Raw genomic sequence first — 21952 nt, 5'->3', positions numbered from 1 at the left:
GCGGTGGCAGTCAAAGACTACTCAGGCAACCTGCCAGGTCATCAGCCAGCTTCTGCAATACCTGCTCGTAACCCTGCGCGGTGGCCGGGGTGTAGCCGCCCAGTCCATCCAGCTCCGCCAGCTTGACCGGCAGGCCTGCGCTCAAGGTTTCAGCCAGACGCGGGCGCAGTGGCGGTTCACTGAATACGCAGGTCTTGCCCGCAGCCTTCAGGCGTTCACGCATGGCGGCGACATGCTGTGCACCGGGCTGGATCTCGGCGGCGATGGCGAATACCCCGGCGTGTTTGAGCCCGTAAGCCTCTTCGAAATAATCGAACGCCTCGTGGAAGACGAAGTAAGGCTTGCCTGCCACTGCACTCACCCGACCCTTGATCCGAGCATCCAGCGCATCAAGGCGTTTGCTGAATGCGGCAGCGTTACTCGCATAACGGGCTGCATTGGCAGAGTCGGCAGCGCTCAGGTCTGTGGCCATCTTCGCAGCAATCACCCGGGCATTGACGGTCGACAGCCACAGGTGTGAATCCAGGCTGCCGGGCCGGTGATCATGATCATGTTCGTCTGAATCGTTGTCGTGATCATGTTCGTGGTCATCATGCGAGGCATTGTCCTGGCCGAAGTGGCGCAGGTGCATGCCGGGCAGCGACTGCACGGCAACCGCAGGCAGTTTGCGGCCCTGAATGACGCGCGGCAGGAAAGTTTCCATGTCCGGGCCGATCCAGTAGAGCAACTCGACTTCCTGCACGCGCCGTACGTCGGACGGGCGCAGCGCGTAGTTATGCGGTGAGGCACCCGGTGGCAACAGCACTTGCGGTGTACCGACGCCATCCTGCACAGCCGCCGCAATCAGCTGCAATGGCTTGATACTGGTCAGCACCCGGACCTCGGCCTGAACAGGGGAAATGACCAGCAGACTGACCCACAAAACAGCAACAAGATTTAAAAGACGGCGCACTCGAATCACTCATATAAGCCAGGAACAGGTAACATAATAACGTCTCTAGCCAATATCGTCGCTGCTCATGCCCAATACTCCCCTGGCCAGTCGCCCCCATGACCACTCTCACTGCGTGCATTCGGCACTCGCCGAAGCGGATGCCCTGTGCGCCAAACAGGGGCTGCGCCTGACCACCTTGCGCCGTCGCGTGCTGGAACTGGTCTGGCAAAGCCACAAACCGCTGGGTGCCTACGACATCCTCGCGGTGCTGAGTGATGAAGACGGTCGCCGCGCCGCGCCGCCAACCGTTTACCGCGCACTGGATTTCCTGCTGGAAAACGGTCTGGTGCACCGCATCGCTTCGCTCAACGCATTCACCGGCTGCAATCACCCCACTCATGCGCACCAGGGCCAGTTTCTGATTTGCCGCCTGTGTCACGCGGCGATCGAGCTGCAGCACCCGGCCATCAGCAATGCCGTCATCGATGCCGCTGCAGGCGTTGGCTTCGCGGTCGAAGGCCAGACGGTCGAGATCGTGGGTGTATGCGCCGGTTGCAAGGCGGCTTGATGACGGATGCATTGATACGTCTGGAACAGGTCGCTGTAACGCTGTCCGGGCAAAGCGTTCTGGACAACATCCAGTTGAGCGTAAAGCCCGGCGAAATCGTTACGTTGATCGGCCCTAACGGTGCTGGCAAAACCACGCTGGTGCGTGCAGTGCTGGGGCTGCTCAAGCCTGACTCCGGAACCGTCTGGCGCAAGCCGAAGCTGCGTATCGGTTACATGCCGCAAAAACTGCATGTGGATCAGACGCTGCCGCTGTCGGTGCTGCGCTTTCTGCGTCTGGTTCCGGGCGTGGACCGCATGGCTGCAGAGTCGGCCCTGGAAGAAGTCGGGGCCGAGAAGGTCATCGACAGCCCGATTCAAGGCATTTCCGGTGGCGAGATGCAGCGCGTTCTGCTGGCCCGAGCCTTGTTGCGCAAGCCTGAATTGCTGGTGCTCGATGAGCCGGTGCAGGGTGTCGACGTGGCAGGCCAGGCCGAGCTGTACGGCCTCATCACCCGCTTGCGCGACCGCCACCAGTGCGGTGTGCTGATGGTGTCTCATGATCTGCATCTGGTCATGAGCACGACCGACCAGGTGGTCTGTCTGAACCGCCATGTCTGCTGCTCCGGGCATCCCGAGCAGGTCAGCCATGATCCGGCGTTTGTCGAGCTGTTCGGCAAAAACGCGCAAAGCCTGGCGATCTACCACCACCATCACGACCACGCTCATGATCTGCATGGCGCTGTGGTGAATGATGCCCCGGCGACTTCGTCACCTACTCACACTCATGTTCACGGAGACCACTGCAAGCATGGCTGATTTTTTACTGTATGCCTTGCTCGCAGGCGTTGCTCTGGCTGTTGTCGCTGGCCCGCTGGGGTCGTTCGTGGTCTGGCGGCGCATGGCGTACTTCGGCGATACGCTGTCCCATGCGGCATTGCTCGGCGTGGCGCTTGGCTTCCTGCTGGATATCAGCCCGACCATCGCGGTGACGGTCGGCTGCCTGCTGCTGGCGGTGCTGCTGGTCACGCTGCAACAGCGCCAGCCGCTGGCCTCGGACACGCTGCTGGGGATCCTCGCACCGAGCACGCTGTCGCTCGGCCTGGTGGTGCTCAGCTTCATGCATGAAGTGCGTATCGACCTGATGGCTTATCTGTTCGGCGACCTGCTGGCCATCAGCCCGGCTGATCTGGCCTGGATTCTGGGCGGTAGCGCGCTGGTGCTGGTATTGATTGTTGCGCTGTGGCGCCCGTTGCTGGCAATGACCGTCCATGAAGAACTGGCACGGGTCGAAGGCCTGCCCGTCGCGGCATTGCGCATGGCGCTGATGCTGCTGATCGCCGTGGTAATCGCCGTGGCGATGAAGATTGTCGGCGTTCTGCTGATTACGTCGCTGTTGATCATTCCTGCCGCTGCGGCACAGCGTCACGCCCGCTCGCCGGAGCAGATGGCCTTGGGTGCAAGCCTGCTGGGCGTGATCGCCGTGTGTGTCGGGCTATCATTGTCATGGTTCAAGGACACCCCGGCCGGACCGTCTATAGTGGTATCCGCTGCAGCGTTGTTTTTGCTCAGCTTTGTTCTACCCAGGCGAGCGGTGTAGACTTGCTCGTTTTTTGCGCAAACTAGAGAATCGCAGGAATGAAGCCGTTCGCCCCACGCTATCTGCTGCTTGTCGCATTTTCCATCCTGCTGGGTGCCTGCCAGAGTGCGCCCACTGCCGAGACGCCTGCCTCCGATGTTCAGCCTGACGCGTTCGCTCAGCTGGAGCAGAACATCGTCAGCAATGAGCTGGCGACGGCCGAGGATCAACTGGCCGCGTTGCAGGCCGCCAATCCTGCCGATATCCGCCTCGAACCTTTTCAGCGTCGTCTGGCTGAAGCCTATCTGAGCCGCAGCCAGATCAGCCTGCAGAAGGGTGATATGAATGCGGCGGCCAACGCACTGACTCGTGCGCGCGCGCTGATGCCCAAGGCACCGGCGCTGACCAGTGGCGTCAACGGCGCTATCGCGCATGCACGCAAGGCCGAGCTGGAAAAAGCCGAAGCAGATTTGAAGGCGGCGGAAGACAGAAGAGTGGCGAAGCTGGTTGATCCGTCAGCAGAGAAAACCACGATTGATCTTAAAATCGGCGATATGCGCGCACTGCGCCGTCAACTGGACGATATCGCAGCAGATACCGTAGCGTTCAACTGTGAAGTGCTGCTGGTGGTGCCACGCACCGAAGATTACCCGTGGCTGGCTACATTGCTGACCAAGCGGGTGGTCAAAGCCAATCCGGATTTTGAGCTGGAATTGCGCCGCCAGATCGAGCGCAATGAAAAAGCGCACATCGTACTGACGCCTGCGAAGTCCTGAGCCGACCCTTCAAAGCGGACGCAGAGCGTCCAGAACTGCATTCCTACGCGCAGCGTGAGGAACGAGAAGTGTTCGGGAGTCTATGCGAAGGGTGAGAGTATTCAGAAAGGCGCTCCCACGCCGGAGCGTGGGAGCGATGTAGCCGCGTCAGATCAAGCCGGTACAGCCTTGGCTTTCACTTCACGATCCCATACACGGTGCTGAGCAATCGCGTTGAAGAACGGTTTGAACGATTTGATATCGGATACCACCAGCAGGCCCGCATCTTCCTCCAGACGCAACAAGCTCAGCAGATCTTTGGCTTCCCCGGCTACGGAGATGGCCTTGAGATGCTTGTAGGCTTCCAGGATGAAGTGCAATGCCACGCCGTCGCCTTTCAGCGCCTCGATCGAAGCCTTGCCGCCCGGCACGAAGACTGCGTCGAACGCTACCGAAGGCAGGCCTTCAGCCGATGCGTCCACTGGCAGGCTCTTGCCGTCAGCTGTCTTGACCGGTGCGGAGGTCGGGCCCAATACCTTGGCGTGTGCGCCTTCGGCAGTCAGTGCGGCTTTCATGGCTTCGACCGCTTTGCCGTCCACGCCGTCTGCCACAAGAATGGCAACCTTACGCGAAACGATATCGCCAGACAACAGATTGACCTGACTTAGCGCCGGAGACTCTTTTACCGAGGTCTGACGCACCGGTACGGTCCCGGCAGTCGGTGCTGGCAAGCCCAGATTGGCGGCTACGCGGCTGGCCAGTTCCAGGTCGATATTGGCCAGAATTTCGTTGACCTGACGGGCACGAATGTACTCGCGCTCGACCTTGCCCAACTCGAAGCTGTAGGCCGCGATGATGTGCTCTTTCTCGTGATGGCTCATGCTCTGGAAGAACAATGTGGCCTGCGAGAAGTGGTCGCCAAACGATTCGCTGCGCTCACGAACCTTGTGCGCTTCAACGCGCTCAGGGTAGGTCTCGAAGCCGCCATCTACCGGGCCGGCAGGGGTTTCTTTCGGCCAGCCGCCATCGATCGAGTTCGGCTCGTAAGAAGCGCGGCCCTTGTCGATAGTGGTGCGATGCTGTGCGTCACGCTGACCGTTGTGGTTCGGCGCAATCGGACGGTTGATCGGGATCTCGTGGAAGTTCGGCCCACCCAGACGGCTGATCTGCGTGTCGGTGTAGGAGAAAAGGCGACCTTGCAGCAGCGGGTCATTGGAGAAGTCGATACCTGGCACGATGTGGCCCGGGCAGAAGGCAACCTGCTCGGTCTCGGCGAAATAGTTGTCCGGGTTACGGTTCAAGACCATCTTGCCCAGCGGAGTGACCGGTACCAGTTCTTCGGGAATGATCTTGGTCGGATCGAGCAGGTCGAAGTCGAACTTGTGCTCGTCTTCCTCGGCAACGATCTGCACGCCCAGTTCCCATTCCGGGTAGTCGCCCATCTCGATGGATTCCCACAGGTCGCGGCGGTGGAAATCGGTGTCCTTGCCAGCCAGCTTCTGCGCTTCGTCCCATACCAGCGAGCACACGCCGAACTTTGGCTTCCAGTGAAACTTCACGAAGCTCGACTTACCTTCGGTGTTGATAAAGCGGAAGGTGTGGATACCAAAGCCCTGCATGGTGCGCAGACTTTTCGGAATGGCACGGTCGGACATGGTCCACAGCACCATGTGTGCAGATTCCGGCACCAGCGAAACGAAGTCCCAGAAGGTGTCGTGAGCCGAGCCCCCGGTCGGGATTTCGTTATGCGGCTCTGGTTTTACCGCGTGCACGAAGTCAGGAAACTTGATGGCGTCCTGAATGAAAAAGATCGGCATGTTGTTGCCGACCAGATCGAAGTTGCCTTCTTCGGTGTAGAGCTTGACCGCAAAGCCACGCACGTCGCGCACGGTATCGCCCGAGCCGCGCGGGCCCTGAACGGTAGAGAAGCGCACGAACACCGGGGTCTTCTTGCCCGGATCACGCAGGAAGCCCGCTTTACTCAGCGCGCCATGGTCTTCATAGGTCTGGAAATAACCATGTGCCGCGGTGCCGCGGGCGTGAACGATACGCTCCGGAATACGCTCATGGTCAAAGTGCGTGATCTTTTCACGCATGATGAAGTCTTCGAGCAGCGATGGGCCGCGGCTGCCGACTTTCAGTGTGTTCTGGTTATCGGAAATCTTGACACCGTGATTGGTGCGCAGGGCCTGCTGGGTCGCGTCCGAGCGGAACTGCTCAAGGCTTTCCAGCTTGTCGTTGGTATTGCCACGGTCCAGGGTGTCGGTACCTGCCAATTCGCTCTTGGGCGTTGCGGTTACAGGTGGTGCGTTCTTGCTAGCCATCAGAGACTCCTTATCTCGCCCCAATCATTGAGTTGGGTTCGCTGAATACGACTTCCCTGGCGTAAGCGGGAAATCACGGTATCCAAGAAGTGACCGAGGCCTAAAACAGCCGTTCCCTTTATTTGTCGCACATCTTTACCAACGGTCGCGTTATGCCTGTTGCGCAGGGCAGCCTGCAAATAAATGCTAAGCACAGCGGGCCGGACAGGCTAAAATGCGCGCCCGGCTTTACCCGGCCGAGGTAACGAAGCAGGTGGCGTCCTGCCACTGCGCTGATTTTTTAACGCGCCCCACAAGGTTCGCTCCGTGATCGAGTTTCATAACGTCCACAAAACCTATCGGGTGGCAGGCAAGGAAATACCGGCCCTGCACCCTACCAGCCTGCGCGTCGACGGCGGCCAGGTGTTCGGCATCATCGGCCATTCCGGCGCTGGCAAAAGTACCTTGCTGCGCCTGATCAACCGTCTGGAGACCCCGAGCGGTGGACAGATCGTGGTTGACGGTGAAGACGTCACGGCGCTTGATGCCAATGGCCTGCGCCGCTTCCGCCAACAAGTCGGGATGATCTTCCAGCACTTCAATCTGCTGGCCTCCAAAACCGTGGCCGACAATGTTGCGATGCCGCTGACGCTGGCGGGTGACATGCCCCGCAAGCAGATCGACCAGCGCGTGGCTGAGCTGCTGGAGCGGGTTGGATTGTCCGATCATGCGAAAAAATACCCGGCGCAATTGTCCGGCGGCCAGAAGCAGCGCGTCGGCATCGCCCGCGCCCTGGCCACCAAGCCGAAAATCCTGCTGTGCGATGAAGCCACCAGCGCGCTGGACCCGCAGACCACTGCGTCGGTTTTGCAATTGTTGGCCGAGATCAATCGCGAACTGAAGCTGACCATCGTGCTCATCACCCATGAAATGGACGTGATTCGTCGCGTCTGTGACCAGGTGGCGGTCATGGACGCTGGCGTGATTGTCGAGCAAGGCAAGGTCGCCGATGTGTTTCTGCATCCGCAGCACCCGACGACCAAGCGTTTTGTGCAGGAAGATGACCAGATCGATGAAAATGAACAGCGTGACGATTTCGCTCATGTTCAAGGCCGTATCGTGCGCCTGACCTTTCAGGGCGATGCGACGTATGCGCCTCTGCTGGGCACCGTGGCCCGCGAAACCGGCGTCGACTACAGCATCCTTGCCGGACGCATCGACCGCATCAAGGACACCCCTTACGGGCAGTTGACGCTGGCCATCACCGGCGGCGATATGGACGCTGCTTTTGCGCGCTTCACCGCCGCCGACGTTCATATGGAGGTGCTGCGCTGATGGACGCTTTTCTGAACCTGTTTTCCAATGTCGACTGGTACGAGATCTGGGTCGCCACCGGCGACACGTTGATCATGCTCGGTGTTTCGCTGGGCTTCACCATCCTGCTTGGCCTGCCGCTGGGTGTGCTGATGTTCCTCACTTCGCCGCGGCAGTTGCTGGAACACAAGCAGCTGTACGCCACGGTCGGGTTGATTGTGAACATGCTGCGTGCGTTGCCGTTCATCATCCTGCTGATCGTGATGATGCCGCTCACCGAAATCATTACCGGCACGTCACTGGGCATTCTCGGCACGTTGCCGCCGCTGATCGCTGGCGCCACGCCGTTCTTTGCGCGTCTGGTAGAGACAGCATTGCGCGAAGTGGATCGCGGCATCATCGAAGCCACGCAGGCCATGGGCGCGACGACTCGGCAGATCATCGTCAAGGCGCTGCTGCCTGAAGCTCGCCCCGGCATTCTGGCTGCAATCACCGTTACCGCCATTGCGCTGGTGTCGTTCACCGCCATGGCCGGTGCCGTGGGTGCTGGCGGGCTGGGCGATCTGGCCATCCGATATGGTTATCAACGCTTCCAGAACGATGTGATGTTCGTGACGGTCGTATTGTTGCTGGTGCTGGTGCAGATTCTGCAAACCATCGGCGACAGACTGGTCGCGCATTTCACACATCGTTGATCGAACCGTTGGTATCGGCCCGCCTGTGCGGGCCCAAAGGAGTTGTTGCATGAAAAAACTATTGGCCATATTTGCCGCTGTTACTGCCTTGTCCGCGCAGGCCAACGAAACCCTGACCGTCGCGGCCTCTGCCGTGCCGCACGCCGAGATTCTCGAGTTCGTCAAACCGACGCTGGCCAAAGAGGGCGTGGACTTGAACATCAAGGTGTTCAACGACTACATCCAGCCGAACGTACAGGTGTCGCAGAACCGTATGGACGCGAACTTCTTCCAGCACCAGCCGTATCTGGATGAGTTCAACAAGGGCAAGGGCACAGATCTGGTGGCCGTAGCCAAGGTTCACGTAGAGCCGTTCGGCGCGTACTCGGACAAGTTCAAGAAGCTGGAAGAACTGCCCAACGGTGCCAACGTCGCCCTGCCAAACGACGCCACCAATGAAGGCCGTGCCTTGCTGCTGCTGGCCAAGGCAGGTCTGATTACCTTGAAGGATCCGACCAATATCCTGTCCAAGCCTTCGGATGTCGTGAATAACCCGAAAGACCTCAAGTTCCGTGAGCTGGAAGCAGCTACGTTGCCGCGCGTACTGACTCAGGTCGATCTGGCGCTGATCAACACTAATTATGCCTTGAGCGCCAAGCTTGAGCCGACCAAGGACGCACTGATCATCGAAGGTGCCGATTCGCCCTACGCGAACATTCTGGTTGCCCGCCCGGACAACAAGGATTCAGACGCGATGAAAAAGCTGGTAGCGGCCCTGCAGAGTCCTGAAGTGAAAACCTTCCTGGCCGAGAAATACAAAGGCGCTGTGGTTCCGGCGTTCTGATCTGATCGCACTTGTGGTTCTCGAGCCTATGCTCTGTGTCCCTTGCGACGCAGAGCATTGGGGGCTGCATTCCCGCGCCAGACACAACCCTGTCGCGTGGTAGCGCCCTTCAGGACGCTCCGCGTCCTCGGCGACTTCGTGTCAGTGCACTGACTAATCCCTCTCCAGCAACCCAGGCAATTGCTTCACCAGCTTCTGGTTGTTCAGCGGCGCGCGGATAAAGCCTCGCTGGGTGCCGTCCGGCCCGATCAAAGCCAGGTTGCCGCTGTGGTCGACAAAGTAGTTCGGTTTGCTGGTATCGGCCGGAATGAACGGGATGCTCACTGCGTTGGCCAGCTTCTGGATATCTGCGACAGGTGCCGTGAGACCAATGTACTGCTTGTCGAAATAACCCAGATATTGCTTGAGCTGCTGCGGCGTGTCGCGGTCAGGGTCGACGCTGACCAGCACCACACGCATGCGCTCGACCACCTTTTCAGGCAGCTCGGTACTGATCTGCTTTATGTGCGCCAGGGTAGTGGGGCAGATGTCCGGGCAGAAGGTGTAGCCGAAGAACATCAGCGTCCATTTGCCTTTCAAGTCATCAAGGGCCACCGCTGCGCCGTTCTGGTCCGACATGCTCAAGGCTGGCAACTGGCGACTTTTCGGTAGCAGCACAATACCTGCATCGTTAAGTGCCGCCTGATCCTCAGACCCGCTGCCCGGCAGCAACTGGCTGAGGATCAGGCCCAGAACGAGGGCAACAATGGCGGCAGCGATAAAAACGGTTTTCTGGATACGGGTCATGGCATCAACGCGGGTAGTGATCGGCATGCGGCTGGGGATGATGGCCTATATGGCTTCGAGCGCCTAGGGCGCAGTGACATCGAACAGCGTATAGGCCAGCGTCAGGCGTTTCACCTCTTTGGGCAAGTCGCGGTCGACAATGAAGCGCACGGGCATCTCGACACGCTCACCCGGCTGTAAGGTCTGCTGGGTGAAGCAGAAACATTCGGTCTTGTGAAACCACTCTGCCGCCTTCCCCGGCGAAATACCCGGTACAGCCTGGGCCTTCATCGGTTTGTCAGTAGGGTTCTGCGCCACGAAAATCATTTCGTTGAGGGCACCAGGGTTGATTTGCATCTGGCTGGCGCGCGGGTAGAACGCCCAGACCATCCCCGCAGAGTTTGTCGCGGTGAACTGCACCTCGATCTGCCGCGAAGCGTCCTGATCGCGGTTTCCGTTATGCCCGGTCAGCAAACCATAGAGCGACGGCAATGCAAATCCGCAGATGAACATGATCACCAGCAAACAGATCAAACGCAGAGCAAGCCGCTTGGATAAAAGAGGCTGAGTCATGCCGGGCTCACTTTTTATGTCAGACAGCGTGTCGAAAGGTCTGCGGGCGGCTTCAGAGTAGCCTGCTTACATCAGCGCAAGGTGCCGTATTTATGCGCCACTGTAGGCAAATGGTCAGAAACTGAGCAAAAAACGCCTTGATATAGCCAATGCATATAAATGCGTTTCGGTTATAGCAAAAATGTCTTAGGCATTTAGTTAACCGAGCTAACGTATGACTCTCCATAACCAAACCACGGGGTTTAATGCCCTCAGGAGTCCCCACTGCCATGAACACCGCCGCATTGCGCGAGCAGATACAACTAGCCCATCAACATGAAGCCGAGACCGGCCACTTGCTGCAACAGTTGGAACAGAAGCTCCCACATCTTCATCCTGCCATTCACCTCCCGGATGTCGACGCGAAGGACGTGTTGACGCGTTTCGTCACTGCTTACATCGACTTGGTCCCCGACCTGCTGGACGCTGCTCACGAGGTCGCCGTAGAAGCCGGTATCGAAGGGCAGATTAAACCGGTACTGAAAATCGCAGAGCATTTTTTCGCAGCACCCCCTTCCATCATGGACGGACATGAAGGGCTGGAAAGCCTGCTGGACGAGGCCTATCTGGCACACAGACTGGTCGAGGAGGTGAACGATCTGTACATCAAGCATTTTGGTCAGCCGCTGATACCGTCAAATACCACGGTTGCCAGCGTGATTGCCCACCAGTTGATCGGCGAGCAATTTGCCAACCAGCTGGACGAGGCGGTTCACCATGCCGTCGACAAGCTGCTTGATGATGAAAGTTTCGCGCTGGACTCCGTCGAGGCTTACCGCGAAAAACTGACCAGTCCTGATACAGGTGCAGCGTGGAAGCGCTGGCCGAGCCTGTCACGACAATTGGGTATCGGCCTGGAGCTGGAACGCTCCGTCATCTGATTCAGAGGCCCGAATCAATGTCTTCGCCCGCAATGGAAGGAGCCGGATATCGCTCCGCTGCTACGCGAAGACCCATCCGGCTCCCATCATTCCAGGCTGTAGCCCAAGGCTTTGACTATCAGGCCGCGCCCGAGCCTATCCCCGTTGTTGTGTAGATCCGCCCTTCAAGACGACGCTTCAACCCGCGCGGCTCAATGAGCAGTCGGGTGCCATGCGCGGCATTGGAACGTCCCCACTCTTCCAGCAGCTCCAGGCACGAGTGGTCTATGTAGGACAGATTGCCCAGAGGCACATGCACGGTGCTGCCCTGCGGGATAGTGCCCAGAGCCTGAGTCAGCGCCGGCACCTTGAGGAACGTTGCGGCACCGACCAGGCGCAGCTCGAATTCCTTCTCGCCCGCCAGTTCGACCACATTGATCTTCAGGCGCGAAGCCTTGAACGCCAGCTTCACCAGGGTCAGACCAAAACCGACCAGTACACCGGTCAGCAGGTCGGTGAAGATGATCGCCACGGCAGTCGCCGCATAGGTAAACATCGGCATCCGGCCATAGCGACCCAGACCACGAAACGCCTTCAGGTCGACCAGCTTCAGACCGGTATAAACCAGCACGCCAGCCAGACTCGCGACCGGAATACTCTGCAGTACGCTCGACAGCAGCAACACGAACGCCAGCAGCCACAGACCGTGGAAGATCGTCGAGAAGCGCGTGGTGGCACCGGCCTGAACATTGGCCGAGCTGCGCACGATAACGCCGGTCATCGGCAACGCACCGAGCACGCCGCAGAGCATGTTGCCCACGCCTTGAGCGCTGAGTTCCTTGTCGAAGTCCGAACGCTGGCCACTGTGCATGCGGTCAACCGCCGAGGCAGAGAGCAGCGTTTCGGCACTGGCAATGAACGCCACAACGATAGCGGCAACCAGAATGGCCGGGTCGGCCAGGTTCATCAGGTCGGCCGGGCGAAGCCAGTCGATGGCGTCGGCCAGGTTGTCAGGCACTTCGACACGCTTGACCTGCAAGGCCATGAACAGGCTGATGCCGGTGGCGATACCCACGCCCAGCAGCGCGCCGGGTACGAAGCGCAAAGACTGCGGACGAAGTTTTTCCCAGCCCCACATGATCAGCATGGTGCCCAGACCGAGCATACCGGCTTGCATGCCGGTGCCTGGTCCGAATGCCTGGATCAGTGTGGAAGGGAAGGCGATAAGATTGTCCAGCCCGGAAGGTTTGGGACCGCTGTCGAACATCACGTGTGCCTGTGACAGTACGATCAACACGCCGATACCGGCGAGCATGCCATAGACCACCGCAGGCGCCGTGACCCGGAACCAGCAGCCAAGCTTGAATCGACCTGCCAGCAGCTGAAGTAACCCGGCGAGTACCAGAATAGGACCCAGCATGGCCATGCCGTGCTCGCGTACCACTTCAAAAACCAGTACTGCCAGACCGGCTGCGGGTCCGCTGACCTGCAACGGAGAACCGGCTATCCAGCCGACTATCAGCCCGCCCACGATGCCGGTGATCAGACCTTTGGCCGGAGGCATGCCGGATGCGATGGCGATCCCCATGCACAGCGGCAGGGCGACCAGGAACACGACCACGGAAGCGAGCAGCTCCCGTGGTAAAGCGGTTTTCAATGCTGTAATACCCATGACGCTTCTCCGGAATTCTTCAGACGAGGCAAGACGGGCGACGCGCATCCTGCGCAGCCGCCATCAGCTGATAAAGAAGGGCTTGCCGTCAGTCGGACTGGTGATCAGTCGGCTGAAAAGCGTGCTTTCGGTGAAGCCATCGGCGTCGGTCCCGAACCGTCGAGCGGTATGAAACGATCGAGTTCGGCGTCATAAGCCAGGATTTCGCTGGTTTCGATGCTGTAGACCCAGCCGTGAATGAACAATTGGCCGCTGGCCATTTTTGCTGCGACCGAAGGGTGGGTGCGCAGGTGTTGCAACTGGGAAATCACGTTTTCCTGAGTCAGGACCTGCATGGTTTCCAGTTCGCCGCTGCAGCTGCAGTTCTGCTCGACTACCGTGCGGGCAACCTCGGCATGACGCAACCAGGCTTTTACCGTAGGCATCTTGTCCAGGCTGTCAGGGTTGAGCACTGCGCGCATGGCGCCGCAGTCAGAGTGTCCGCAAACGATGATGTGCTGCACGCCCAGTGCAACCACTGCGTATTCCAGAGCGGTGGACACGCCGCCGTTCATCTGGCCATACGGCGGGACGACGTTGCCGACGTTACGCGTGACGAACAGGTCGCCAGGCGAACTTTGGGTGATCAATTCGGGCACGATGCGCGAGTCGGCGCAGGTGATGAACATGGCCCGTGGCGATTGGGCAGTCGCCAGCTTCTTGAACAGTTCTTCCTGCTGGGGGAAGACCTCGTTACGAAAATGTACAAAGCCATCGACGATGTGTTTCAACGCTACGTCGGCGCTGTCTGAATGGCTTGATGTGCTGGACGACGTAGCCGAATGCTGTTTACCGATGTCTGTCATGTCTTCATCCTCTCTGACGGATTGATATGGATTCTTCATGCCTGTTTGACCAGAGCCGGATGTGATCCCTGTAAATGGCATCACGAACAAATCCCTTGAGCGCTATCGCTGGTGACACTCCGAGTTACAGACTAATCGCCCAAGCTTAAGCGAAACTGAATGCGATGGCTCTGGGACGCGGGTTTGCACGATAGTACCAAGTTCGTCACAGCAGTGACATTTGTCCTCCTGGCGGACAAAAAGCATCGCAATCGAGTGCGAAACCGCCACGTTTGTTCAATCCAAGCCGTTTGATTGCCAGGGCATAGCGTTGAGCCAGTAGATCGGCAAACGGTCCTTCACCGCGCATCCTTGAGCCAAACTGACTGTCGTACAGCGCTCCGCCGCGGCTTTGACGAATCAGGCTCATCACATGTTCGGCACGTTGCGGGTAGTGCGTCTTCAGCCATTCGTCGAACAGCGGCGCGACCTCCAGCGGCAGGCGCAGCATCACGTAACTTGCGCTTAGCGCGCCTGCAGCTTTCGCCTCGCTCAGCAGCGCCTCCAGTTCGCTGTCATTGATCATCGGAATCATGGGTGCGCACAGCACCCCGACGGGTACGCCCGCCTGACGCAACACCCGAATGGCCCGCAAGCGAGCCTTGGGCGCTGCTGCCCTGGGTTCAAGGATGCATTTGAGCTCGTCATCCAGTGTAGTCAGGCTGATGAAGACTGACACCAGCCGAAGTCTGGCCATCTCTGCGAGCAGGTCCAGGTCGCGGAGGATCAGCGAGCCCTTGGTAATGATGCTGACCGGGTGCCGATAGCGCAGCAGCACCTCAAGCGTGGCGCGAGTGATGCGGTATTCACGTTCGATAGGCTGATACGGGTCGGTATTGGCTCCCAGCGTGATGGGCGCGCAGCGGTAGCCTGGCTTGGAGAGCTGTTGCTCCAGCAGCGCTGCGGCGTTTGTCTTGGCGATCAGCTTTGTTTCGAAATCAAGGCCCGGCGACATGTCCCAGTAGGCATGGCTGGGCCTGGCGAAACAATAAATGCAGCCGTGCTCGCAGCCCCGGTAAGGGTTGATCGAACGATCAAAGGGGATATCCGGCGAGCTGTTGCGGGTAATGATGCTTTTGGCGGTTTCGCTGGTGACCTGAGTGCCTTGGGTAAGTGGCACTTCCTGATACCAGCCGTCGTCTTCGGCCACGGACTGGCTGGGTGCAAAGCGGTTATGCGGATTGCTGGCAGTACCGCGGCCACGAACCGGATAGGGGCTGGACATCTGGCATTACTCAAATACTGTTTATACATACAGTAAAGCATAAGGCCGTGATGGATCACTATGGCTGGCTTGTAAAACACCGCTCGTCTGACGGGCGGTGCATTGGGTTCGTCCGGCGGCAGGTCAGGCATCGCCCTCGTGCGTCAGCTCCAGCACGCGGTCAACCAGCTTGTTGATGCCCGATGCAGCCTCACTGATGCTTTTGGCAACCATATAGGCGGGCGTGCTGACCAGTTTTCGTGCTTCGTCTTCGACGATGTCATCGACAGCGCATGGCGCGTGGCTACCGCCCATTTTGGTAATGGCCGCAGCGGTATCCGGGTCGTTGCCGATGGTGCAGGTAACGCCGGGACCGTAGATCTTGGCCGCCAGTGCCGGGGTGATGCAGATCAGCCCGACCGGTTTGCCTGCTTCTGCGAACGCCTCTGCGAGTTCCAGCAGCCCGGCTTCCACCTGGCAGGCAGAGCCTTGCAGGGCAAGGTCGGAAAGGTTCTTCGCCGAGCCGAAACCGCCCGGGATGATCAGGGCGTCAAAGTCTTCTGCATTTGCTTCGCGGATGTCTTTCACTTCGCCCCGTGCAATGCGCGCAGATTCGATCAGGACATTGCGCGACTCGGGCATTTCCTCGCCAGTCAGGTGATTGATGACGTGATGCTGGGCGATGTTCGGCGCAAAGCACTGGACCTGCGCACCACGTTGATCCAGACGAAGCAGGGTGAGGACGCTTTCATGGATTTCGGCACCGTCATAGACGCCACAGCCGGACAGGATTACAGCCACTTTTTTCTGCATCGATTCGGCTCCTTGTACTTGAGCAATCTAAGGCTTCTTTTAATTCGTCCATTAATTGATCGCTTTACAGGCCGAGTGTTCAGTTCACGCTTTACAGGCTACGCAAAAATGCGTGGGGAAGGGCGGTGCTTGCGAGGTCAGGCAGCGGCTGCGCGCTGCCGCCGAGTGAGGCCTGTCAGCCTGCACTCGGGGAAGGAAACGGAGAAATTACTCGTCTGATTTTTTCGTCAGGTCGACGGGCACGGGGACAGGTGTATCCAGATCGGACGCCGCTGCAGATGCACAGAAGCGGCTCTTTTCTTCACGCTCTTCACGGGCAATACGCGCGTTCTTGATGCGTCGGCGCAGCCACAGACCAAGGCCGAGCAGTATCAGCGCACCGAGCACCCAGAGTTCGTATTTCTTGACGTTGCCCAGCAAGCCCTCGAGAACCGCGCCGAAATGGTAGGCCGCCGAACCCAGCGCTGCCGCCCAGACAGCCGCACCGATACCGTTGAGCAGCAGGTAACGCCCCGGTGGGTAGCCTGACAGGCCGATGGCCACCGGCATGACCGTTCGCAGGCCATACACGAAGCGGAAGCTCAGTACCCATATGTCCGGGTGCTTGCGCACCAGCCGCAGGGCCTTGTCGCCCATGAGTTGCCAGCGGGGCTTGCGAGCCAGGAGCTTGCGGCCGTGTTTGCGCCCCATGAAATACCACAACTGGTCGCCCGCATAGCTGCCGCAGAAGGCAACGAGGATGACGATATTGAGGTCCATGTATCCGCGAAACGCCAGAAAGCCGGCGAGAACCAGAATGGTCTCGCCTTCAAAAAAGGTGCCGAGGAACAGGGCAAAGTAGCCGAATTCGTTCAAGAAATTCTGGAGCATTGTCTGGATGCTGGCGAAATGAACGCGCAGCCTAACGCGCCCAAGGCAATGATGAAAGTGTCGATATGTGTCTCGACGTTAAAGATTCTTGCAACCACAATGGTCGGATCCTCATAAGGGCCATGACCGCGACGTGCAGTCGCAGGTCGAACCATGACTGTCACACATTGGTCATAATGGCGGCTTATAACTGTCGCGCTTGCCCGCGTAAGCGGGCTCAGGAGTCTCGCCGTGAGCTTTACCCCCGCAAACCGCCTGTTTCCTCTCACTCGTCTGCGCCGTAATCGCCGCGACGACTTTTCCCGTAGGCTGGTGCGTGAAAACGTTGTCACCGTTGATGATCTGATTCTCCCCGTATTTGTCCTCGATGGTGAAAACCGTCGTGAATCCATCGCCTCGATGCCTGGCGTCGAGCGTCTCAGTGTCGATCTGTTGCTTGAGGAAGCCGAGCACTGGGTTGCGCTGGGCATTCCTGCACTGGCCTTGTTCCCGGTGACGCCGACCGAGAAAAAATCTCTGGACGGTGCTGAAGCCTGGAACCCGGATGGCATTGCGCAACGCGCCACCCGCGCGTTGCGTGACCGTTTCCCGGAGCTGGGCGTCATCACTGATGTGGCACTGGACCCGTTTACCACCCATGGTCAGGACGGCATCCTCGACGAAGAGGGCTATGTGCAGAACGACATCACTGTCGATGCACTGGTGAAGCAGGCCTTGTCGCACGCCGATGCAGGCGCTCAGGTGATCGCGCCTTCGGACATGATGGACGGTCGCATCCAGGCCATCCGTGAGTCGCTGGAGCTGGCCGGGCACGTCAATGTGCGGATCATGGCCTACTCGGCCAAATACGCCAGTGCCTATTACGGCCCGTTCCGTGATGCAGTGGGTTCTTCGCTGAATCTGGGCAAGGCCAACAAGGCGTCCTATCAGATGGACCCGGCCAACAGCAACGAGGCACTGCACGAAGTCGCAGCTGACCTGGCTGAAGGTGCCGACATGGTGATGGTCAAGCCGGGCATGCCTTATCTGGACATCCTGCACAGGGTCAAGGATGAGTTCAAAGTGCCGACCTTTGTCTATCAGGTCAGTGGTGAATACGCGATGCACATGGCAGCAATCCAGAATGGTTGGCTGAGTGAAGGGGTTATTCTCGAGTCCCTCACGGCCTTCAAACGCGCCGGTGCCGACGGCATCCTTACCTACTTCGCTGTTCGCGCCGCTCAACTGTTGAAGGGGCAATAGCCTCACAGGATCATTCATGAATACCGAAGCACTCATCGAAGCCGCTGTTGAAGTCGATGTTCCGCAGGCGACGCCCGCGGTTGAACCTGACATCGAAGTAATCCCGGCCATTGAGGCACCTGCCGCTACAGTGCCCGCTATCGTCGCTCCGAACCTGGACGACAGCAGCCTGTATATCCACCGTGAACTGTCGCAATTGCAGTTCAACATCCGGGTACTGGAACAGGCGCTCGATGAGTCCTACCCGTTGCTGGAGCGACTGAAGTTTCTGCTGATCTTCTCCAGCAACCTCGATGAGTTCTTCGAGATTCGTGTCGCAGGTCTGAAGAAACAGATCACCTTTGCCCGTGAACAGGCCGGGGCCGACGGTTTGCAGCCGCATCAGGCGCTGGCCAGAATCAGCGAGCTGGTGCATGGTCATGTTGATCGCCAGTACGCGATCCTCAACGACATTCTGCTCCCGGAGCTGGAAAAGCATCAGGTCCGCTTCATTCGTCGTCGTCACTGGACGGCCAAGCTCAAGGCCTGGGTACGTCGCTACTTCCGTGACGAGATCGCGCCGATCATCACCCCGATAGGTCTGGACCCAACCCATCCGTTCCCGTTGCTGGTCAACAAGAGCCTGAACTTCATTGTCGAGCTTGAAGGTATCGACGCCTTCGGTCGCGACTCGGGCCTTGCGATCATTCCGGCACCGCGTTTGCTGCCGCGTGTCATCAAGGTGCCGGAAGAGGTCTGTGGCCCTGGCGACAACTTCGTTTTCCTGTCGTCGATGATCCACGCTCACGCTGACGATCTGTTTCAGGGCATGAAGGTCAAGGGCTGCTACCAGTTCCGCCTGACCCGAAACGCCGATCTGGCGCTGGACTCGGAAGACGTGGAAGACTTGGCACGTGCCCTTCGCGGTGAGCTGTTCTCGCGTCGCTACGGCGATGCGGTACGTCTGGAGGTAGCGGATACCTGCCCCAAACACCTGTCGGACTACCTGCTCAAACAGTTCAACCTGAACGAGTCCGAGCTGTATCAGGTCAACGGGCCGGTCAACCTGACGCGCCTGTTCAGTATTACTGGCCTGGACAGCCACCCTGAATTGCAATACCCGCCGTTCACGCCAGCGATCCCCAAACTGCTGCAGAACAGCGAAAACATTTTCAGCGTGATCAGCAAGCAGGACATTCTGCTGCTGCACCCTTTCGAGTCGTTCACCCCGGTTGTCGACCTGCTGCGTCAGGCGGCAAAGGATCCACACGTTCTGGCTGTGCGCCAGACGCTGTACCGCAGCGGTGCGAACTCGGAAATCGTCGATGCGCTGGTCGATGCGGCGCGTAACGGCAAAGAGGTCACCGCGGTGATCGAACTGCGCGCCCGTTTTGACGAAGAGTCCAACCTGCAACTGGCCAGCCGTCTTCAGGCTGCCGGTGCGGTGGTGATCTATGGTGTGGTCGGCTTCAAGACCCACGCCAAGATGATGCTGATCCTGCGTCGCGAAGCCGGCGAGATCGTGCGTTACGCCCACCTCGGGACCGGTAACTATCACGCCGGTAACGCGCGTCTTTACACCGACTACAGCCTGCTGACCTCTGACGACGCATTGTGCGAAGACGTCGGCAAACTGTTCAGTCAGCTGATCGGCATGGGCAAAACGCTGCGCATGAAGAAACTGCTGCATGCGCCGTTCACGCTCAAGAAAGGCATGCTCGACATGATTGCCCGTGAGACGCAATTTGCGCTCGACGGCAAGCCAGCCCACATCATCGCCAAGTTCAACTCGCTGACCGATCCGAAGATCATTCGCGCGTTGTACAAGGCCAGTCAGTCCGGTGTGCGTATCGATCTGGTGGTGCGCGGCATGTGCTGTTTGCGTCCGGGCATCGCCGGGGTTTCGCACAACATCCATGTGCGCTCGATCATCGGCCGATTCCTGGAGCACACGCGGGTGTTCTACTTCCTCAACGGCGGCGACGAGCAAATGTTCCTGTCGAGTGCCGACTGGATGGAGCGCAACCTCGACAAGCGTGTCGAGACCTGCTTCCCGGTGGAAGGCAAGAAATTGATTCTGCGTGTGAAGAAAGAGCTGGAAAGCTACCTGACCGACAACACCCACAGCTGGCTGTTGCAGCCAGACGGGCGTTACGTGCGTAGCATGCCGACCGGCAATCAGAACGCCCGAAGCGCCCAGGCGACCCTGCTGGAGCGCCTGAGCAACCCGGTTCTCAGCGTACGCTGAAGACGATGCCGACTCGGGTCAGCCACTCCGCTTCCAGCGCGAAGTCGGCCTGAGTCAGCTGGTTGTTTTCCAGCCAGCCTGTGGGGAACTCGGCGTCCAGATTCGGGCCGTCGGCACGCAAGATCACACGCGGCATCTCCTGGGTGCCACGAATGTGGTGAAACAGAATCGCAAAGCGCAACAACACGCACAGGCGAATCAGCTTGATGCCTTCTGCGCCGAAATCGGCGAACTTGTCCTTGGGAATATTACGGCGATGACCGCGCACCAGCAGAGCGAGCATTTGCTGGTCTTCGCGGGAGAAACCGGCAAGGTCAGAGTGCTCGATCAGGTACGCGCCGTGCTTGTGGTAGTGATAGTGAGCAATGTCCAGGCCAATCTCATGCACCTTGGCGGCCCAGCTCAGCAGTTCGGCGTAGCTCTCGTGTTGCAATTCCCAGCTTTCGGCAACCTGCTCCAGCGCATGCAGCGCCTTGGCTTCGACGCGTGCGGCCTGTTCCAGATCAACATGGTAGCGCTCCATCAGCGAGCTGAGCGTGCGCTCACGCACGTCTTCATGATGATGACGGCCCATCAGGTCATACAGCACGCCTTCACGCAGGGCGCCTTCGCAGTGATCCATGCGCTTGAGCTCAAGCGCATCGAAGATCGCTTCCAGAATCGCCAGGCCTGCGGGGAAAATCGCGCGACGGTCTGGCTTGATGCCGTCGAAGTCGATCTTTTCGACGTCACCCAGCTTGAACAGCTTGCGCTTGAGCCAGGCCAGCCCTTCGGCATTGACCTCGCCAGCGCCGTAACCATTGGCTTTGAGCGCCAGGCCGATAGCGCGAATGGTGCCTGACGAACCGATGGCTTCATCCCACTTCAGGCGATGCAGCGCATGTTCGATGCTCATGATTTCCAGGCGGGCAGCGGTGTAGGCCTGTGCGTAACGCGCGGGTGTCACCTTGCCGTCGCGGAAGTAGCGCTGAGTAAAACTCACGCAACCCATCTGCAGGCTTTCACGCAGAAGCGGCTCAAAGCGCTGGCCGATGATGAATTCGGTACTGCCGCCGCCGATGTCGGCGACCAGACGCTTGCCGGGGGTGTCGGCCAGTGTGTGCGAGACGCCCAGATAAATGAGGCGCGCCTCTTCACGGCCGGAGATCACTTCCACCGGATGGCCGAGAATTTCTTCGGCGCGATGAATGAAGTCGTTGCGGTTGCGGGCTTCGCGCAGCGCATTGGTGCCCACGATGCGTACGGCACCGGGCGGTAGACCATTGATCAGCTGGGCAAAGCGTTTCAGGCAGTCGAGACCGCGCTGCATGGATTCTTCGGTCAACTGGCGTTCTTCGTCGATGCCAGCGGCCAACTGCACCTTCTCGCCCAGGCGCTCAAGAATGCGAATTTCGCCCTGATTGGCTTTCGCCACAACCATATGAAAACTGTTGGAGCCCAGGTCGATGGCGGCGATCAGTGAAAAATTCTTGGGTGTTGAGTGCGGCATGGTCAGGAAATCCAGTTCGATAACCGGACCATCGTGCCACGATCCATGCCTGCCGCCAACGCGAAGCTGTCCAGGCAGCGGAAATACCCGGTATTACTCTTGAACGTGGCGCATAGCTATCTGATCAACATTGCTAGGCATTCCACGCTGGAGCGTGCGGAACGATAATCCCAACTATCGTGCGGTGCTCCGCGTCGCATGCAGTTCTGGGAGCTCTGCGTCCTGTCTTGAGGGCGCGGCGCGGCGCAGATCTGTGACGCGGAGCGTCACGAACGGCATTCCCACGCTGTGAACTGCCCCCCAAAAGTTGGACGGTTTAGCTTGCCGCCTGAGCCCTGTACTTTACGGGGCTTTGACCGTTGAGC

20 protein-coding genes are annotated in these 21952 nt (G+C 59.0%); 10 read left to right on the top strand and 10 right to left on the bottom strand.

Features of this window, described 5'->3' with window-relative positions:
* Positions 1–10: 10 nt before the first annotated feature.
* Positions 11–952 carry a zinc ABC transporter substrate-binding protein ZnuA gene (gene znuA / locus RYC17_RS26085; protein WP_122281537.1) on the bottom strand — a complete coding sequence of 314 codons (942 nt, stop codon included), beginning with the start codon at positions 950–952 and terminating at the stop codon, positions 11–13.
* A 67-nt stretch (positions 953–1019) separates the two neighbouring features.
* Between znuA and RYC17_RS26080 the strand changes: the two genes are divergently transcribed.
* From RYC17_RS26080 to RYC17_RS26065, 4 genes are read left to right on the top strand one after another with little or no spacing between them, the layout of a single operon-like run.
* A complete protein-coding gene (locus RYC17_RS26080; protein ID WP_002551451.1) occupies positions 1020–1502 on the top strand; it encodes a Fur family transcriptional regulator in 483 nt (160 codons plus the stop codon).
* Positions 1502–2299 (top strand): zinc ABC transporter ATP-binding protein ZnuC, encoded by a 798-nt coding sequence (gene znuC / locus RYC17_RS26075; protein WP_122258906.1) that lies wholly within the window; start codon positions 1502–1504, stop codon positions 2297–2299. Before RYC17_RS26080 ends, znuC begins: the two co-directional genes overlap by 1 nt.
* Positions 2292–3080 (top strand): zinc ABC transporter permease subunit ZnuB, encoded by a 789-nt coding sequence (gene znuB / locus RYC17_RS26070; protein WP_058402757.1) that lies wholly within the window; start codon positions 2292–2294, stop codon positions 3078–3080. Before znuC ends, znuB begins: the two co-directional genes overlap by 8 nt.
* A gap of 38 nt (positions 3081–3118) precedes the next feature.
* Complete coding sequence (locus tag RYC17_RS26065; protein ID WP_058402758.1) at positions 3119–3835, top strand: PA5502 family lipoprotein; 717 nt, start codon at positions 3119–3121, stop codon at positions 3833–3835.
* Positions 3836–3987: 152 nt separating this feature from the next.
* Here the strand turns inward: RYC17_RS26065 and katE are convergent, their stop codons facing one another.
* Entirely contained in the window at positions 3988–6138 is a 2151-nt protein-coding gene (gene katE / locus RYC17_RS26060) for a catalase HPII (RefSeq protein ID WP_316887546.1), read from the bottom strand.
* Positions 6139–6444: 306 nt separating this feature from the next.
* Here katE and RYC17_RS26055 point away from each other — a divergent pair, with 306 nt between their 5' ends.
* Genes RYC17_RS26055 through RYC17_RS26045 form a run of 3 tightly spaced genes read left to right on the top strand, consistent with a single transcriptional unit; the run spans position 6445 to position 8949 of the window.
* Complete coding sequence (locus RYC17_RS26055) at positions 6445–7452, top strand: methionine ABC transporter ATP-binding protein (protein ID WP_002551540.1); 1008 nt, start codon at positions 6445–6447, stop codon at positions 7450–7452.
* Positions 7452–8126 carry a methionine ABC transporter permease gene (locus RYC17_RS26050; RefSeq protein WP_004666537.1) on the top strand — a complete coding sequence of 225 codons (675 nt, stop codon included), beginning with the start codon at positions 7452–7454 and terminating at the stop codon, positions 8124–8126. The genes RYC17_RS26055 and RYC17_RS26050 overlap by 1 nt, the downstream gene beginning before the upstream one ends.
* 49 nt (positions 8127–8175) lie before the next feature.
* Complete coding sequence (locus RYC17_RS26045; RefSeq protein ID WP_002551542.1) at positions 8176–8949, top strand: MetQ/NlpA family ABC transporter substrate-binding protein; 774 nt, start codon at positions 8176–8178, stop codon at positions 8947–8949.
* A 153-nt stretch (positions 8950–9102) separates the two neighbouring features.
* Here the strand turns inward: RYC17_RS26045 and RYC17_RS26040 are convergent, their stop codons facing one another.
* Positions 9103–9735, bottom strand: a complete 633-nt coding sequence (locus RYC17_RS26040) for an SCO family protein (protein ID WP_316887615.1) — start codon at positions 9733–9735, stop codon at positions 9103–9105.
* 63 nt (positions 9736–9798) lie between these two features.
* Positions 9799–10287: a cytochrome c oxidase assembly protein gene (locus RYC17_RS26035; protein WP_316887548.1), complete on the bottom strand. Its 489-nt coding sequence runs from the start codon at positions 10285–10287 to the stop codon at positions 9799–9801.
* Between the two features lie 269 nt (positions 10288–10556).
* Between RYC17_RS26035 and RYC17_RS26030 the strand changes: the two genes are divergently transcribed.
* The gene (locus RYC17_RS26030) at positions 10557–11207 is read left to right on the top strand and encodes a hypothetical protein (RefSeq protein ID WP_002551545.1); all 651 of its coding nucleotides are present in this window, start codon (positions 10557–10559) and stop codon (positions 11205–11207) included.
* Between the two features lie 118 nt (positions 11208–11325).
* Here the strand turns inward: RYC17_RS26030 and RYC17_RS26025 are convergent, their stop codons facing one another.
* The 5 genes from RYC17_RS26025 to RYC17_RS26005 all read right to left on the bottom strand — a co-directional run bounded on the left by RYC17_RS26025 (position 11326) and on the right by RYC17_RS26005 (position 16629).
* Positions 11326–12858, bottom strand: a complete 1533-nt coding sequence (locus tag RYC17_RS26025; protein ID WP_003403858.1) for a SulP family inorganic anion transporter — start codon at positions 12856–12858, stop codon at positions 11326–11328.
* A gap of 104 nt (positions 12859–12962) precedes the next feature.
* Entirely contained in the window at positions 12963–13703 is a 741-nt protein-coding gene (locus RYC17_RS26020; protein ID WP_003432243.1) for a carbonic anhydrase, read from the bottom strand.
* A gap of 205 nt (positions 13704–13908) precedes the next feature.
* Positions 13909–14967, bottom strand: coding sequence for a PA0069 family radical SAM protein (locus RYC17_RS26015; RefSeq protein WP_002551548.1), 1059 nt, complete (start codon positions 14965–14967; stop codon positions 13909–13911).
* 123 nt (positions 14968–15090) lie between these two features.
* The gene (gene elbB / locus RYC17_RS26010) at positions 15091–15759 is read right to left on the bottom strand and encodes an isoprenoid biosynthesis glyoxalase ElbB (protein ID WP_122281540.1); all 669 of its coding nucleotides are present in this window, start codon (positions 15757–15759) and stop codon (positions 15091–15093) included.
* 207 nt (positions 15760–15966) lie between these two features.
* Positions 15967–16629 carry a DedA family protein gene (locus RYC17_RS26005; protein ID WP_004655204.1) on the bottom strand — a complete coding sequence of 221 codons (663 nt, stop codon included), beginning with the start codon at positions 16627–16629 and terminating at the stop codon, positions 15967–15969.
* 231 nt (positions 16630–16860) lie between these two features.
* Here RYC17_RS26005 and hemB point away from each other — a divergent pair, with 231 nt between their 5' ends.
* Complete coding sequence (gene hemB / locus RYC17_RS26000) at positions 16861–17871, top strand: porphobilinogen synthase (protein ID WP_122281541.1); 1011 nt, start codon at positions 16861–16863, stop codon at positions 17869–17871.
* 16 nt (positions 17872–17887) lie between these two features.
* The gene (gene ppk1, locus RYC17_RS25995) at positions 17888–20098 is read left to right on the top strand and encodes a polyphosphate kinase 1 (protein ID WP_004655199.1); all 2211 of its coding nucleotides are present in this window, start codon (positions 17888–17890) and stop codon (positions 20096–20098) included.
* Here the strand turns inward: ppk1 and ppx are convergent.
* On the bottom strand, positions 20085–21587 hold the full coding sequence (gene ppx / locus RYC17_RS25990; RefSeq protein WP_005731673.1) for an exopolyphosphatase: 1503 nt from the start codon (positions 21585–21587) through the stop codon (positions 20085–20087). The genes ppk1 and ppx overlap by 14 nt on opposite strands.
* Between the last annotated feature and the right edge of the window lie 365 nt (positions 21588–21952).

The organism is Pseudomonas syringae group sp. J248-6, assembly GCF_032586995.1.
Lineage (GTDB): Bacteria > Pseudomonadota > Gammaproteobacteria > Pseudomonadales > Pseudomonadaceae > Aquipseudomonas > Aquipseudomonas amygdali.
This window is presented reverse-complemented; position numbering and strand designations above follow the sequence as displayed.

What these genes read in the sequence shown, in the direction of transcription:
- RYC17_RS26025 (WP_003403858.1), bottom strand. Translation starts at nt 12,858, where the DNA reads ATGGGTATTACAGCATTGAAAACCGCTTTACCACGGGAGCTGCTCGCT.
- RYC17_RS26030 (WP_002551545.1), top strand. Translation starts at nt 10,557, where the DNA reads ATGAACACCGCCGCATTGCGCGAGCAGATACAACTAGCCCATCAACAT.
- RYC17_RS26005 (WP_004655204.1), bottom strand. Translation starts at nt 16,629, where the DNA reads ATGCTCCAGAATTTCTTGAACGAATTCGGCTACTTTGCCCTGTTCCTC.
- RYC17_RS26050 (WP_004666537.1), top strand. Translation starts at nt 7,452, where the DNA reads ATGGACGCTTTTCTGAACCTGTTTTCCAATGTCGACTGGTACGAGATC.
- RYC17_RS26015 (WP_002551548.1), bottom strand. Translation starts at nt 14,967, where the DNA reads ATGTCCAGCCCCTATCCGGTTCGTGGCCGCGGTACTGCCAGCAATCCG.
- znuB (WP_058402757.1), top strand. Translation starts at nt 2,292, where the DNA reads ATGGCTGATTTTTTACTGTATGCCTTGCTCGCAGGCGTTGCTCTGGCT.
- RYC17_RS26035 (WP_316887548.1), bottom strand. Translation starts at nt 10,287, where the DNA reads ATGACTCAGCCTCTTTTATCCAAGCGGCTTGCTCTGCGTTTGATCTGT.
- RYC17_RS26020 (WP_003432243.1), bottom strand. Translation starts at nt 13,703, where the DNA reads ATGACAGACATCGGTAAACAGCATTCGGCTACGTCGTCCAGCACATCA.
- RYC17_RS26065 (WP_058402758.1), top strand. Translation starts at nt 3,119, where the DNA reads ATGAAGCCGTTCGCCCCACGCTATCTGCTGCTTGTCGCATTTTCCATC.
- katE (WP_316887546.1), bottom strand. Translation starts at nt 6,138, where the DNA reads ATGGCTAGCAAGAACGCACCACCTGTAACCGCAACGCCCAAGAGCGAA.
- ppk1 (WP_004655199.1), top strand. Translation starts at nt 17,888, where the DNA reads ATGAATACCGAAGCACTCATCGAAGCCGCTGTTGAAGTCGATGTTCCG.
- RYC17_RS26045 (WP_002551542.1), top strand. Translation starts at nt 8,176, where the DNA reads ATGAAAAAACTATTGGCCATATTTGCCGCTGTTACTGCCTTGTCCGCG.
- RYC17_RS26080 (WP_002551451.1), top strand. Translation starts at nt 1,020, where the DNA reads ATGCCCAATACTCCCCTGGCCAGTCGCCCCCATGACCACTCTCACTGC.
- znuC (WP_122258906.1), top strand. Translation starts at nt 1,502, where the DNA reads ATGACGGATGCATTGATACGTCTGGAACAGGTCGCTGTAACGCTGTCC.
- RYC17_RS26040 (WP_316887615.1), bottom strand. Translation starts at nt 9,735, where the DNA reads ATGACCCGTATCCAGAAAACCGTTTTTATCGCTGCCGCCATTGTTGCC.
- ppx (WP_005731673.1), bottom strand. Translation starts at nt 21,587, where the DNA reads ATGCCGCACTCAACACCCAAGAATTTTTCACTGATCGCCGCCATCGAC.
- elbB (WP_122281540.1), bottom strand. Translation starts at nt 15,759, where the DNA reads ATGCAGAAAAAAGTGGCTGTAATCCTGTCCGGCTGTGGCGTCTATGAC.